Genomic DNA, 15285 nt, shown 5'->3' with positions numbered 1-15285 from the left:
GGGCGGGGGCGGGAAGTTTGGCAGTGATGTGGGATCCGTCATGTGCTCAAGGTACCGAGTCATCGGCCAAGACACATAAGGTGCCGCTCATGACGTTTGACTTCCCCGCACGCCGCTCCAGCGACACGCCACCCCCGCTGGGTGTAACCCTGACCCCTGGCGGCGCCACATTTTCGCTCTTGGCCAAGCACGCCGACAGCGTCGAACTCTGCCTCTACGATGCCGACGGCATCGAGACTCGGGTGCCGCTCACTAGGCGTGCCTATGGCATTTGGTGGGAAGAGGTCCCGCGTGTGGTTGCTGGGCAGCGGTATGGCTACCGCGTTTCGGGACCGTGGGATCCCCGCGCCGGACACCGCCATAACCCCAACAAGCTCGTGATGGACCCGTATGCCGACGCACTGGTGGGCGAGGTCGCCTGGGGCCCCGAGGTGCACGGTCACGTCGTGAACGACGACTGGCACGGTGATAGTGATCTGGCTGATTTGCGCGATAGCGCCGAGTTCATGCCGCGCAGTGTCGTCGTTGATCACAGTTTTGACTGGGGGATGACCCGCCGCAGCGTCGCGCTTGGGGCGAAACGGTTCTCTACGAAGCACATGTTCGCGGGCTCACTGAACACTTGCCAGGGATCCCCGAGGAAATTCGCGGCACCTACGCGGCCCTGGGCCACCCGGCACTCATCGATCACTTGCTTGACTTGGGCGTCACGGCACTCGAGTTGCTGCCGGTTCACGCCTTTACTTCAGAGCCACACCTGGTGCGCAATGACTTGGAGAACTACTGGGGCTACAACACGTTGGGGTTCTTCGCCCCACACCCAGTGTTCGCGCACGCTTCCAACCCGGGTGACGCCATCTCCGAGCTCAAGAGCGCGATCAAGGAGTTGCACGAGGCCGACATCGAGATCGTTCTGGACGTCGTCTACAACCACACGAGCGAGCAGTCCAGCGGCGGTGGCGCCACGTTGTCTTGGCGAGGCATTGACAACGCGACCTATTACCGCTTGGACGAGAGCGGCACTGACATTGATGTGACCGGCTGTGGCAACACAGTCGACACCCGAGAGCCGATGGTTGTGGGCATGATCTTGGACTCGCTGCGTCACTGGGTGACCAAGTTCCACATCGACGGCTTCCGCTTTGACCTGGCTCCAGCCTTGGCTCGCGGGAAGGATCACGGCTTTGACCCGGACCACCCGATCATCGTGGCGATGCGCACTGACCCGATCCTGTCGCATACCAAGTTGATTGCTGAGCCGTGGGACATCGGGATGCACGGTTGGCGTACTGGCCAGTTCCCACCCCGTTTGCTGAGTGGAATGACCGCTTCCGCGACGCCGCACGCACCTTCTGGCTGCCTGATCTCGCCCGAGCCGTCAATAACGAGGCGGGCCATGGGATTCGCGAGTTGGCGACCCGGATGGCCGGCAGCGTCGACAGCTTTGGGCACCTGGACCGTGGACCGATCGCCTCCATCAACTTTGTCACCGCCCACGATGGCTTCACCATGGCCGACTTGGTGGCCTACAACCACAAGCACAATGAGGCCAACAAAGAAGGCAACCGCGATGGCAGTGACAACAACCGCTCGTGGAACCACGGTGTCGAGGGCCCGACCGACCAGGCGAATATCTTGCGCGCTCGGCGCCGCTCGATCCGCAACCTGTTGGCCACGATCGCCACGTCTATCGGTGTCCCCATGTTCACGGCTGGCGATGAGTTTGGCCGCAGCCAGGGTGGCAACAACAACGCCTACTGCCAGAACAACGAGATCGCCTGGGTGGATTGGGATCTGCAGGACTGGCAGACCGAACTCCTCGAAGACACCCAGGCTCTGCTGAAGTTGCGCAGCGAACTTCCGGCTCACCACCAGCAAGTACCCCACCTTTGAGCCCGTCGAAGGCCGGGTGCAGTTGCGCTGGCACGACGAAGGCGGTCACGTGATGACCGAGGGCAACTGGCGCGACTCGGGCCGTCGCTTTGCCCAGGCGTTGTTCAACACCAGCCATGACCCACAGATCGAAAGTGACGCGGTCTTACTGGTGGTCAACGGCGGCACCTCGGCAGTTGACCCCGTCATGCCCGAGGTCGAGGGCTACGGCTCCTGGCAGGTCCGCTGGAGCAGCAGCACATCCCAGACACCCGGCAACCCGGCCAGCTTCAGCATTTTGAGCGCGACCAAGGTGGCTCAATGACTGATCGGCAAGCCCGCTGGGCAGTCAGCGCGCTGTTTTTTCCAACGGCGCTATTGCTGCCAACCTCATCCCGCGACTGCCTGAGGTTAAAGGTGACCTCGGCCTGTCGAATACCGGCTTCGGGCTGGCTGTGGCCTCCACGCCGATTGGCGCTTTGAGCGCTGGGCTTCTGGCCGGAGTCCTCATCCGCCGGTTCGGTTCGGCCAAGGTCGCGGTGATCGGCATGATCGGCTCTGGCTTCGCGGTCATCTTGGCTGGTGCCGCACCGATATGGGCTGTCTTTGCGCTCGGCCTGTTCTTGGCCGGGGCCCTCGATGCCGTTGTCGATGTCGCGCAGAACTCACACGGTTTGCGGGTTCAGCGCCGGATGGGTCGTTCGATTCTCAACTCGTTCCATGCGCTGTGGAGCATCGGGGCTGTCACCGGCGGCTTGATGGGTGCTGCCGCCGCTGGCTTGGGGCTGCCACTCGTCGTGCATCTGGCGATCTCTGGCGTGCTGTTTGCTTGCCTGAATGCTGTTGCTTATCGGTATTTGTTGCCCGGGCCAGAGCCACAAGACGCACCCGTCGAGGCCCCCGCTACGTCTGCTGACGCAGTAGGTGCCGGCAAGCGGGCTGCGGCTCGCTATGGCACCCTCGGCGCCCTGCTGGCCCTCGGGTTCATCGTGGTCGCCCAATCGGTCGTCGAAGACGCTGGCAATAACTGGGCCACGCTCTACATGGGGTCGTCTCTGGGTGCCTCGGCCAGTATTGCTGCCTTCGGCTTCATCTCGCTAGTGGGTATGCAGTTCATCGGTCGGATCACCGGCGACTCCTTGGTTGACCGCTTCGGCCAACGCAATATGGCCCGGTTTGGCGGCACGCTGGTCGCCGTTGGCATGGGCTTGGCTCTGGTCTGGCCCAGCATCCCCGGATCCATCATTGGCTTCGGCGCCGCGGGCTTTGGCATTGCCACCCTGGTCCCCGCAGCGATGGAAACGGCGGACCGCTTGCCCGGCCTCAAGGCTGGGACCGGCCTCACTGTGGTGAGTTGGCTGCTGCGCGTGGGTTTCTTGCTGTCGCCGCCAGTCGTCGGCGCCTTGGCCGACGCCACCAGTTTGCGGTTTGGCTTGATCGTGATCCCGTTGGCTGGCCTCGGCATTGTGCTCGCTGCTGGCGTCCTGCCTAACCGGTCTAGCCGAGCGGCTCACTAGTCGGTTAGCCAAGCCCAGACATGACGAAGGGCGCTCACCGGGATTCCGGTGAGCGCCCTTCGATGTCTTAATACTCGTGCGGCTACGCCTGAGCGACCAGGCCCAACTCAGCGGGGTTCACCAACGAGGGGTGAGCGGGCAAGACTCGCACGGTCCAACCCAAAGCGCCGGTGCGCGTCAACTCCACCTGAGCGGTGAAATGGTGGCGGCCACCTTCATACGACTCCACATGCGCAAGGTCGACAAACTCGACATCCGTGAGGTTGTCACTGGTCCGAGCCCGTCCCCAGGCCAATTGCACCTTGACCTGATCAGGGCCAAATCACCGAGGGCGACATAGGCGTGAATCCCCACAACGTCGCCGATCTGCGGGGTGTCGGGCACGTTGTCAGCGTCGATGTGATCGACAGTGACACGGTCCCACCCTTGGCGCACATGGCCGACAAAGGCAGCCAGATCACGTGAGCCAGCAAAGCTATCGGCCGCCGCTGACCAGCCACTACGAGCAGCAGGAACGTACAGCGTCTCGGTGTATTCAGCCACCATCCGGTCAGCGAGCACCTTGGGGCCTAGCGTGCTGAGCGTGTGGCGCAACATCTGCAACCAACGAGTCGGCAAACCATCCGCGTCACGCTCGTAGAAGGCCGGGACCACCGAGTTTTCGAGCAGATCGTACAGTGCGGCCGACTCGATGTCGTCGCGGCGCTCGGGGTCAACGACCCCGTCAGCCGTCGGAATGGCCCAACCGTTCTCGCCGTCGAACCACTCGTCCCACCAACCGTCCAGGACTGACAGGTTGAGGGCGCCATTGAGCGCTGCTTTCATGCCCGAGGTGCCGCATGCTTCAAAGGACGCAGCGGGTTGTTCAGCCAGACGTCACAACCCGGGTAGAGACGCTGCGCCATCGCAATGTCGTAGTTGGGCAAGAAGACAATCTTGCTGCGCACCTCCGGATCATCGGTGAAGCGCACCATCTGCTGGATCAGGGCCTTGCCCGTGTCGTCCGCCGGGTGGGACTTGCCCGCGATGACCAGTTGCACCGGGCGATCCGGATTGCAGAGAATCTTCTTCAACCGCGCCGGATCCCGCAGCATCAGTGTGAGGCGTTTGTAGGTCGCGCCACGACGGGCAAACCCGATAGTCAAGGTGTCGGGGTCGAGGACGTCGTCGATCCAACCCAACTCCGCCAGCGACGACCCACGGTCCTGCATCGACTTAGTCAAACGCTGGCGTGCGTCCGCCACTAAATCCGCACGCATCTCGCGTTTGGTTGACCACAGCGCGTCGCCGGGCACCTGCGCCACCTCACGCCAGATGTCAGCGCCGGACGCTTCAGCGTTGCCGCCAGTGCGACCAGGCAAGTCGAAAACCCGCTGGTCAACCCACGTTGAAGCGTGCACCCCGTTGGTCAGCGAACCAATCGGCACCTCATCCTGCTCAAAGCCCGGCCACAAACCGTTAAACATGCCTCGGCTGACGTCACCGTGCAGCACTGAGACACCATTGACGCGCTGGGCCAACCGCATTCCCATGACCGCCATATTGAACACGCCCCGCGCACCCCCAGCGTAGGTTTCGGCACCCAAAGCCAACAGTGACTCCACCGGGACTCCTGGCAAGGCAGCGCCGCCGCCGAAGTGAGAGGCAATCGCATCCGCCGCGAACCGGTCAATACCCGCCGGGACGGGGTATGCGTGGTGAACACAGTGCCTGCCCGCACGGTCTGCAGAGCCTCATCAAAGGACAAGCCCGAGCCCGTGCTCAACTCGCTAATCCGCTCAATACCGAGGAAGCCAGCGTGGCCCTCGTTGGAGTGATACACATCTGGGGTCGGTGCACCGGTGATTAGTGACCAGGCACGCAGTGCGCGGACACCACCGATGCCGAGCAACATCTCCTGCTCAAGGCGCTGATCACCGCCGCCACCATAGAGCCGGTGGGTCAACTCACGGCGAGCGCTGTCATTGGTTTCTACATCCGAGTCCAACAACAGGAGCGGCACGCGGCCAACCTGCGCCCGCCATACGTGCGCCTGTAACCTGCCCCCGGCCGGCATCGCCAACTCAATCAATACTGGAGTGCCGTCGGCTTCGCGCAGCAAAGAAAGTGGCAGGTCATCGGGGTCGAGGATCGGGTAGGACTCCTGCTGCCAACCCTCTGAGTTGAGGCCCTGACGGAAATACCCCGACTTGTAGAACAAGCCAACGCCAACAATCGGCACCCCGAGGTCGGACGCGCTCTTGAGGTGGTCACCGGCCAAGATGCCCAGTCCGCCAGAGTATTGCGGCAACGCAGCGGCGATGCCGAACTCCAGGCGAGAAGTAGCCAATCGCGCTCGGCCAACCTTGCGACGATGCCTGCGACTGGTACTGATACCAGCGCGGTTCACTGAGGTAGGCGTCTAGTTCGGCCTTTGCGGCATCGACGCGAGCAACGAATGCCTCGTCGGCAGCTAGGCCCTGAAGTTTTTGTGGGCTCAAGCGGCTCAGCATGGCGACGGGGTCTGCCTGCACCTCCTCCCAGGCCTGCTGGTCGATCCCCGCGAACAGGTCCCGAGTGGCGTCATGCCAGGACCAGCGCAGGTTCATCGCCAAATCGGAAAGGGGGCCAAGGTTGGGGGAGCACGGTTCGAACGTGCAGCCGACGTATTGCCTTCACCTGCAAGAGACTAGGGGTTCAAACCGTGACCACACCAAACCACGCGAATCGTGGCAATTGAGGACCGTTTACGGGTAGCGTCGGGGATGTGACTGAGCCACGACGCAACCCACCCGATCCCATCGACCGCAGCGTCCTCGACTTAGTTGGCCAACGGCCGATTGGGCGCATCCCGGTTGTCAACGTATCCCCCGCTGTGGATGGCGGTGCTAGGCCGACAAAGTCTGTTGTCAACGAGCAGTTTGTGGTCAAGGCCACGGTCTTCCGCGAGGGCCACGACGCAGTCAATGCCTCCGTGGTGCTGACCGATCCAGACGGCACCGAAACCATCGTGCCGATGACCGAGTTGAACCCCGGGTTGAGCTTGTGGGGTGCCCAGGTACACGCCGACGCTGAGGGCTTTGGCACTACCGGGTCGAAGGCTGGTCCGATGTGTACGCCACCTGGCATCACGACGCCACGTTGAAGGTCGAGGCCGGTGTCGACGTTGAGGTGATGCTGGAAGAAGGCGCTCGCGTGATTGAGCGGGCCGTCGCGGAGTTGGACTGGGACGGGGGACAGACCCGCGCCCTCAAGGACGCCATTGCCGGGCTGCGAGATGACAGCCGACCCGTGCCAGCGCGTCTCGCGGCAGGTGCTGGGCAGGAGATGCATCGCCTGCTGACCAACAACCCGCTTCGCGACATGATCAGCCCCACCCAGAACTTCGCCTGGTGGGTGGAGCGGTCGCTAGCCCTCACCGGCGCTTGGTATGAGATGTTCCCCCGCTCCGAGGGCGCCGTTCAGGACCCCGATACCGGGGTGTGGACCACCGGCACGTTTGAGACCGCCGCCAAGCGGTTACCTGCCATCGCCGACATGGGCTTTGACGTTGTCTACCTGACGCCGATCCACCCGATCGGCCGAACGAACCGCAAGGGACCAAACAACACACTGGAAGCAGGAGAGCTCGACCCCGGCTCGCCCTATGCCATCGGCTCAGAAGACGGCGGGCACGACGCGCTGCACCCAGACCTCGGTGACTTTGACGACTTCGACGCGTTCGTCAGTGCCACTGAAGACCTGGGCATGGTGGTCGCGATGGATATCGCGCTGCAGGCCTCCCCGGACCACCCGTGGGCCAAGGATCACCCCGAGTTCTTTGTGACTCGGGCTGACGGCACCATCGCCTACGCAGAGAACCCGCCCAAGAAGTACCAGGACATCTACCCGCTGAACTTTGACACCGACCCTGCAGGTTCGTATGCCGCCATGCGCGACGTGATGCAGGTGTGGATCGACCACGGCGTCACGGTCTTTCGCGTCGACAACCCGCACACCAAGCCTGTTGAGTTTTGGCAGTGGCTGATTGCTGACGTGGCGGTTGACCACCCCGAGGTCATTTGGCTGGCCGAGGCCTTCACCAAGCCCGCGATGATGCACACGTTGGCCAAGGCCGGATTCCAGCAGTCCTACACCTACTACGCCTGGCGCAACCAAGCGTGGGAGCTGCGCGAATATGTCGAGGAGTTGGCTGGTGAGTCGGCCAACTACATGCGTCCCTCCTTCTGGCCGACGACGCACGACATCTTGACGCCATACATGCAATACGGCGGGCCCACGGCCTTCAAATTGCGGGCTGCACTGGCTGCCACTTGGTCCCGACTTACGGCATTTACGCGGGCTATGAGCACTGTGAGCACGTTGCTCGTCCGGGGGCCGAGGAGCAGGTCGACAACGAGAAGTACGAATACAAGAACCGTCGCTGGGGTCTTGATGGCCCGCACGGCGGCACCGGCGAAGCAGAAGGCCGCCCCAACTTGGCGCCCTACCTGCGCTCGATCAACCAGATTCGTCGTCGCCATCCCGCCTTGCACTGGTTGCGCAACATCACCTTCCACACCGCTGATGACGAGAACTTCTTGGTCTACTCCAAGCGTGGCGGTGGTGCCGGCGATGGCTCCGAGAACGACACCGTTTTGGTGATCGCCAACTTGGACCCGCACTCAACCCGGGAGACGACGGTGCACCTTGACATGGCCGCGCTTGGCCTGAACTGGGATGACGGCTTCATCGCTCAGGACCTGATCAGCGGTGACCAGTGGCACTGGGGCCAGAACAACTACGTCCGTTTGGGCACCGACGCCGAGCCCGTACACATGATCGCAGTGCGGCGGTTCTAGTGGTTGGTCTGAACCTCTACCAGCCAGGGCTGAAACACGATCCGGATTGGTTCCGCAAGGCAGTTTTCTACGAAGTGCTGGTGCGCGGGTTTGACGACTCCACCGGCAGTGGCTCTGGGGACTTCAGCGGACTCGTCCGACGCCTCGACTACCTGCAGTGGCTGGGTGTCGACTGCCTCTGGATTCCGCCGTTTTATGCCTCACCGCTTCGGGACGGCGGCTACGACATTGCCGACTACACAGCCGTGCTGCCCGAGTTTGGGACGCTGCCAGATTTTCAAGAGTTGATCTCGCAAGCCCATGCCCGTGGGATCCGGATTGTTACCGACCTGGTGATGAACCACACCTCTGACCAGCACCCGTGGTTTCAGGCGTCTCGCTCAGAACCAGATGGTCCCTACGGCGACTTTTACGTCTGGTCTCAGACGGATGACAAGTATGCGGACGCGCGGATCATTTTTGTCGACACCGAGGTCTCCAACTGGACCTTCGACTCGGTGCGTCGTGAGTTCTTCTGGCACCGCTTCTTCAGCCACCAGCCGGACCTCAACTTTGAGAACGAGGCTGTTCAGGAAGCGATGTTTGACGTCGTCCGCTTTTGGATGGACATGGGCATCGATGGATTCCGCCTCGACGCGGTGCCGTATCTGTTCGAAGAAGAGGGCACGAACTGCGAAAACCTCAAGCCCACGCATACCTTCTTGGCCAAGTTGCGCGCCATGGTCGACAAGGAGTATCCGGGCCGAGTCTTGTTGGCCGAAGCCAACCAGCTCCCCGCGGAGGTCGTTGACTATTTCGGCACTGAAGAGGAGCCGGAGTGCCACATGTGCTTCCACTTCCCAGTGATGCCGCGCCTCTACTACGCCTTGCGCGAGGAAAAGGCCGAGCCGATCATCACCGTGATGAACGAGACGCCTGCCATCCCATCCGGCACTCAATGGGGCACCTTCTTGCGCAACCATGACGAGTTGACCCTTGAAATGGTCTCGGGTGAAGAACGCTCGGCGATGTATGGCTGGTACTCCCCGACCCACGGATGCGCGCCAATGTCGGCATCCGCCGGCGCCTTGCTCCACTGCTGGATAACTCCCGCAGCGAGTTGGAATTAATCAACGCACTGCTGTTTTCATTGCCGGGCTCGCCATGCTTGTACTACGGCGACGAAATCGGCATGGGCGACAACATCTGGCTTGAAGACCGCGACTCGGTGCGGACCCCGATGCAGTGGACCCCCGACCGCAACGCTGGCTTCTCGACCGCTGACCCGGGCAAGTTGTATCAACCGGTGGTGTCTTCGCTGGTTTACAACTACACGGCTGTCAACGTCGAGGCACAAGCTGCGTCGGGCTCATCGTTGCTGCACTGGATGCGTGGAATGTTGCAGGTCAGAGCTGCACATGAAGTCTTTGGTGTCGGTGACTTTGTTATTTGCGAGGCCGACAACCCTACTGTCTTGGCCTTCGTGCGGGTGCTCCCCCGCGGAGATGAGTCCGAACGGGAAGGCCTCAGCGCCGTCTTGTGCGTCAACAATCTGTCCTCTCGACCACAAGCCGCCACCATCACCGTGCCGGATCACCTTCGCGGCGCTCTGGCTCAAGACCTGTTCGGCGGCGTAGGCTTCCCCGACATCGACGACGATGGAAACGTTGTCATCACTTTGGGGTCACGAGACTTCTATTGGTTGGGGCTCACACCTGATGAGGGGGTATCCGATGAGCGATGAAATGAACGCCGTGATGGCCGCCCTGGAAGACTGGATACCCAGTCGACGTTGGTATGCGGGCAAAGGCAGCGCAGCAAAGTTGCGACACCTAGGGTCGGTCACCTGGCCTAACCCTGGCGGGAACACAGACGCTGGCCCACTAGCGCTGATCCGGACCCATTTCGTGGTTGATGAGAGCGCGGCCGTGCCGGTCACCTACCAAGTGCCGCTCTCTTATCGGCACGAGGCTGCACCGGATCTGCACACCGCGCTGGTGGGTGAGTTTGATGGCTTTGCCGCCTACGACGCCTGCCACGACTCTGCCTTCGTGCAAGCGATGCTGGACACGATGCATACCGGTGATGTGATTGGTTCCGACACCAAGACGGGCATGTCTGGAAACCCGGTAGACACGGGGGCCGCCCGACCGATCGTCGCTCGCTCTGCGGTGCTGACCGGCGAACAGTCGAACACCTCCATCATTATCGAAACCGACAACTCCGATGCGCCGCTCATCATCAAGGTTTTCCGCGTCTTGCATGAGGGTGAAAACCCAGACGTGACGGTGCAAAGCGCCTTAGCGAGCGCTGGCTCGACTCTGGTCCCCGGCCCGTAGGTTCGCTCGGTGGTCAGTGGCCCGCCGCTGATGGCGGACCGTTCTTGCGTGGCCACCTTGCCTTTGCGCAAGAATTTTGCCTGGCGTCACAGATGCCTGGCGGACTGCCCTGGTCTCAGCACGGGATGAGAGCGACTTCTCCGATCGGGCCTACGCCCTAGGGGTCGCAACGGCTTCGGTCCACGCGACCCTGGCCACTGCGATGGGCGCTGGCCCTATCACCGAACAACAGCGCACAGAGTTGGTTCGCCAGTGGCATGACCGCTTGGGTGACGCTATTGAGGCAGTCCCTGAGTTGGCAGGGCAAGAATCCAGGATTCGCGACGTCTTTGCCGAGGCCGCCAACCAGCCTTGGCCCCAAACCCAACGTATTCACGGCGACTACCACCTTGGTCAGGTTCTCGACGTGCCCGAACGTGGATGGGTGCTGCTCGATTTTGAAGGCGAGCCACTTCGTTCCCTAGCCCAACGCACCGCCCCCGATCTGCCCGCTCGCGATGTCGCAGGCATGCTGCGCAGCTTTGACTATGCGACCGGATCGATCAACCTGGACCACGATCTTGACCGCCAAACGTGGGCTGCGAAGTCACGAGGGCTTTCCTTGCCGGATATGCCCAAGAGACAGGACATGATCCCGAGCGAGACAAGGCGCTGCTAGAGGCCCTGGAACTCGATAAAGCCTTGTACGAAGTTGTTTACGAAAAGCGCAATCGGCCCTCGTGGGTCGCGATCCCACTGCTTGCCATCACGCGACTCCTTGAGCGTCGCGATGCTGCACAGACCCAACCTGCAAAGGAAGAGACCACGGTGACTGATCGCCAGACTCCGACCGCACGCCCCCTATCGACCAGCGAGGTGGAGTCACTGCTGCGCGGTCGGCACGGCAACCCACACAACCTCCTCGGCGCCCACCCCCACGACGGGGGCGTCACGGTCCGCGTTTACCGCCCGCTCGCACGCACCGTCGCACTACAACTCGCCGACGGTGAGCGAGTGCCCTTGAGCATGAGACCCATGGCGTATGGACAGCAGTTGTTGCCAGTCCTGAGGTCACGGATTACCGCATTGTGACGTCTTGGGATGACGGCCACGAGCACACTCAGGACGACCCTACCGGTTCTTGCCGACGGTTGGCGAAATCGACCAGCACCTCATCAACGAAGGACGCCATGAGCAGTTGTGGACCGTCTTGGGGGCTCACGTTCGCCGTTACGACGGCCCGATGGGTGAAGTTGTCGGCACGTCATTCGCCGTCTGGGCCCCGCACGCCCAGGGCGTTTCGGTCGTTGGTGACTTCAACAGCTGGGACAACTCGGTGCACCCGATGCGCGCGTTGGCCTCTTCGGGCATTTGGGAGCTCTTCATCCCCGGCGTCGGCGCGGGCACCCGCTACAAGTTCGACATCACCGCCCCGGATGGGAACCGCACCACGAAGGCAGACCCGTTGGCTCGCGCGGCCGAACAGCCGCCGGCATCGGCTTCCATCGTCACCGAAGCCCACCACGAGTGGAATGACGCCGAGTGGATTACCAAGCGGGATAACACCGCGGTCGTTAAGGCTCCGATGAGCATCTACGAGGTGCACCTGGCCTCTTGGCGACAGGGCTTGTCCTACAGCGAGTTGGCCGACCAACTGGTTGACTATGTCTCTCATCTTGGCTTCACTCACGTCGAGTTCATGCCGGTGATGCAGCACCCGTATGGCCCCTCGTGGGGCTACCACGTGACCGGCTACTACGCCGCTGACTCACGGATGGGCTCCCCGAAGAGCTCAAGTTCCTCATCGACCGTATGCACCAAGCTGGCATTGGCGTCATCCTGGACTGGGTCCCTGGCCACTTCGCCACCGACCCGTGGGCGCTGGCCAAGTTCGATGGCACCGCGCTGTACGAGCACCCGGACCCGCGCAAGGGTTGGCACAACGAGTGGGGCTCCTACATCTTCGATTTCGGTCGTCCGCAGGTGCGCAACTTCTTGGTCGCTAACGCACTCTTCTGGTTGCAGGAGTTCCATGCTGATGGGCTGCGTGTTGATGGTGTGGCCTCCATGCTGTACCTCGACTACTCCCGCGAGGAAGGCCAGTGGCTGCCCAACAAATACGGCGGCAACGAAAACCTTGACGTCGTGGAGTTGCTCCAAGAAACCAACGCCACCGCATACCGTCGCCACCCTGGCGTCACGATCATTGCCGAGGAATCGACCTCGTGGCCTGGCGTGACCCGCCCGACCGAAAACGATGGCTTGGGCTTTGGCTTCAAGTGGAATATGGGCTGGATGCACGACTCGCTGGACTACGTCGCGAACGAACCCATCCACCGTCAGTACCACCACCATGATGACGTTCTCGATGGTTTATGCCTTCTCTGAAAACTTCGTGTTGCCGATCAGCCACGACGAGGTCGTGCACGGCAAGGGCTCCATGCTGCGCAAGATGCCCGGTGATCGTTGGCAGCAGTTGGCCAACCTACGGGCATACCTTGCCTTCATGTGGTCCCACCCCGGCAAGCAATTGATCTTCATGGGCACCGAGTTTGCTCAGGAGTCTGAGTGGGCCGATGGCCGCAGCCTGGATTGGTGGCTGTTGAACCAGCCAAGCCACCTGGGTGTCGCCAACATGGTGCGCGACCTCAACTCCGTCTATAAGGACATGCCTGCCTTGTGGGAGTTGGACACCGACCCGGCTGGCTTCACCTGGCTCGACGCCGATGACGCATCAGGCAACACGTATTCGTTTGCCCGCTACGGTGCTCCGAACGAGGACGGCGAACGCCCGGTGTTGGTCGCTGTTGCCAACTTTGGTGGCTCCCCTCGTGAAACCCGCCTAGCCCTGCCTCAGGGCGGTACGTGGCGCGAAGTGATGAACACGGACGCCGAGACCTACGGCGGATCAGGCGTGGGCAACATGGGCAGCATTGAGGCCACGGATCAGCCACACCATGGTCAGCGCTACTCCGCAGACGTTGTGCTACCGCCGCTCGGCGTCATGTGGTTTGCGCCAGATTCCGCCCAGCAGTAATCCCGACCATCCATTGATTCATAGGAGAACTGATGGCACTTCACGAGCATGCCGGACAGGTAGCCCGACCGGAAGACCTCATTGATGTCGCCCACCTGGTGACGGCGTACTACACAAAGTCGCCAGACCCGGAGAACGTCAATCAGCAAGTGGCGTTTGGCACCTCGGGGCACCGTGGTAGTTCGCTGGATGCGGCCTTCAACGAAGACCACATTCTGGCGACCACGCAGGCCATTTGCGACTACCGCGCCGAGCAGGGCATTGAGGGTCCGCTCTTTATCGGTCGCGACACCCATGCGCTCTCCGAGCCCTCGTGGGCTAGCGCCCTCGAGGTGCTAGTGGGCAACAAGGTCACCGTCATGGTGGACATGCACGATCGCTACACCCCGACCCCCGCGGTGTCTCGAGCCATCATTGAAGCCAACGCGGGGTGACCGGCGCTGGTCGGGCTGACGGCATCGTGGTCACTCCTTCGCACAACCCGCCGCGCGATGGTGGGTTCAAGTACAACCCGCCACACGGTGGCCCGGCCGACACGGATGCGACCGGCTGGATTGCTGACCGAGCCAACGAATACCTGCGGGCCAAGCTTTCCGGAGTTCAGCGCGTGCCACTGCATGAGGCACGCGAGAAGGTCCAGTCCTTCGACTTCATGGCCGACTATGTGGCTGCACTGCCGAAGGTGATCAACATCGAGGCGATCCGCAAAGCTGGAATTCGCATCGGTGCCGATCCGTTGGGCGGAGCTTCAGTCGACTACTGGCAAGCCATCGCGGACGCGCATCAGTTGGACCTGACCGTTGTGAACCCACTAGTCGACGCCACCTGGCGCTTCATGACCCTGGACGGCGACGGCAAGATCCGGATGGATTGCTCGTCGCCGCACGCTATGGCGTCCTTGATTAAAGCCAAGGACGACTACGACATCAGCACTGGCAACGACGCCGACGCCGACCGGCACGGCATCGTCACGCCCGATGGTGGGCTGATGAACCCCAACCACTTCCTCGCTGTGGCCATCGACTACCTGTTCGGTGGCAACCGCCCGCAGTGGCCAGAGCAGACCGCGATCGGCAAGACGTTGGTGTCTTCGGGCATGATCAACCGCGTCGCGGAAGGGCTCGGGCGAACGCTGCTTGAGGTCCCCGTCGGCTTTGAGTGGTTCGTGCCTGGCCTGATTGATGGCTCGATTGGCTTTGGTGGCGAGGAGTCCGCTGGTGCCTCGTTCCTCTGCCACGATGGCTCAACGTGGAGCACTGACAAGGATGGCCTGATCCTCGCTTTGCTGGCCGCCGAGATCCAAGCAGTGACAGGCCAAAGCCCCAGCCAGCAGTATGCGGAGTTGACCGAGAAGTTCGGTGACCCGGCCTACGCGCGTATTGATGCGCCAGCCAACCGTGAAGCGAAGGCTAAGCTCAAGCAACTTTCGGCTTCGTCCATCACGGCCACCGAGGTCGCTGGTGAGCCGATCACGGCCATTTTGACTGAGGCGCCCGGCAACGGCGCCGCGATCGGCGGCCTCAAGGTCGAAACCGAGAATGCTTGGTTTGCGGCACGTCCCTCGGGCACAGAGGACGTGTACAAGATCTACGCAGAGTCCTTCAAGGGTGCAGAGCACTTAGCCCAGGTGCAGCAGGACGCCCAGAAGGTCGTCGACGCAGCACTGAGCTAACTCAGCGCCTGGACTAACAGCGAAGCGGCCCCCGAACTCATCAGAGTTTGGGGGCCGCTTCGTCTACCTA

General features: G+C 62.1%; 3 protein-coding genes and 7 pseudogenes. 9 read left to right on the top strand and 1 reads right to left on the bottom strand.

Annotation, left to right across the window (positions count from 1 at the left end):
• Positions 1-26 precede the first annotated feature (26 nt).
• The 5 genes and pseudogenes from L0A91_RS00705 to L0A91_RS00685 all read left to right on the top strand — a co-directional run.
• A pseudogene (locus L0A91_RS00705) lies at positions 27-335 on the top strand (hypothetical protein); the annotation flags it as partial.
• Positions 336-622: 287 nt separating this feature from the next.
• A pseudogene (locus L0A91_RS00700) lies at positions 623-940 on the top strand (alpha-amylase family glycosyl hydrolase); the annotation flags it as partial.
• Between the two features lie 341 nt (positions 941-1281).
• On the top strand, positions 1282-1893 hold the full coding sequence (locus L0A91_RS00695) for a hypothetical protein (RefSeq protein ID WP_235246695.1): 612 nt from the start codon (positions 1282-1284) through the stop codon (positions 1891-1893).
• 16 nt (positions 1894-1909) lie between these two features.
• A complete protein-coding gene (locus L0A91_RS00690) occupies positions 1910-2197 on the top strand; it encodes a hypothetical protein (protein ID WP_235245434.1) in 288 nt (95 codons plus the stop codon).
• A gap of 16 nt (positions 2198-2213) precedes the next feature.
• Positions 2214-3389, top strand: a complete 1176-nt coding sequence (locus L0A91_RS00685; RefSeq protein ID WP_235246672.1) for an MFS transporter — start codon at positions 2214-2216, stop codon at positions 3387-3389.
• A gap of 82 nt (positions 3390-3471) precedes the next feature.
• Here the strand turns inward: L0A91_RS00685 and glgP are convergent.
• Positions 3472-6047, bottom strand: a pseudogene (glgP, locus tag L0A91_RS00680) (alpha-glucan family phosphorylase).
• Between the two features lie 121 nt (positions 6048-6168).
• On the opposite strand from glgP, the pseudogene L0A91_RS00675 reads away from it, so the two are divergent.
• The 4 pseudogenes from L0A91_RS00675 to pgm all read left to right on the top strand — a co-directional run bounded on the left by L0A91_RS00675 (position 6169) and on the right by pgm (position 15215).
• Positions 6169-8209 (top strand): annotated as a pseudogene (locus L0A91_RS00675) (maltotransferase domain-containing protein).
• Positions 8209-9932, top strand: a pseudogene (gene treS, locus L0A91_RS00670) (maltose alpha-D-glucosyltransferase). The pseudogenes L0A91_RS00675 and treS overlap by 1 nt, the downstream one beginning before the upstream one ends.
• Positions 9922-13543, top strand: a pseudogene (gene glgB, locus L0A91_RS00665) (1,4-alpha-glucan branching protein GlgB). Before treS ends, glgB begins: the two co-directional pseudogenes overlap by 11 nt.
• Before the next feature lie 32 nt (positions 13544-13575).
• A pseudogene (gene pgm, locus L0A91_RS00660) lies at positions 13576-15215 on the top strand (phosphoglucomutase (alpha-D-glucose-1,6-bisphosphate-dependent)).
• The last annotated feature ends 70 nt before the right edge of the window (positions 15216-15285 follow it).

Origin of the sequence: Ornithinimicrobium sp. INDO-MA30-4 (assembly GCF_021535045.1) — a bacterium.
In the GTDB taxonomy this organism is placed as follows: Bacteria; Actinomycetota; Actinomycetes; order Actinomycetales; family Dermatophilaceae; genus Ornithinicoccus.
Note: the sequence above shows the minus strand (reverse complement) of the source record. Positions and strands in the feature narration are given on the sequence as shown.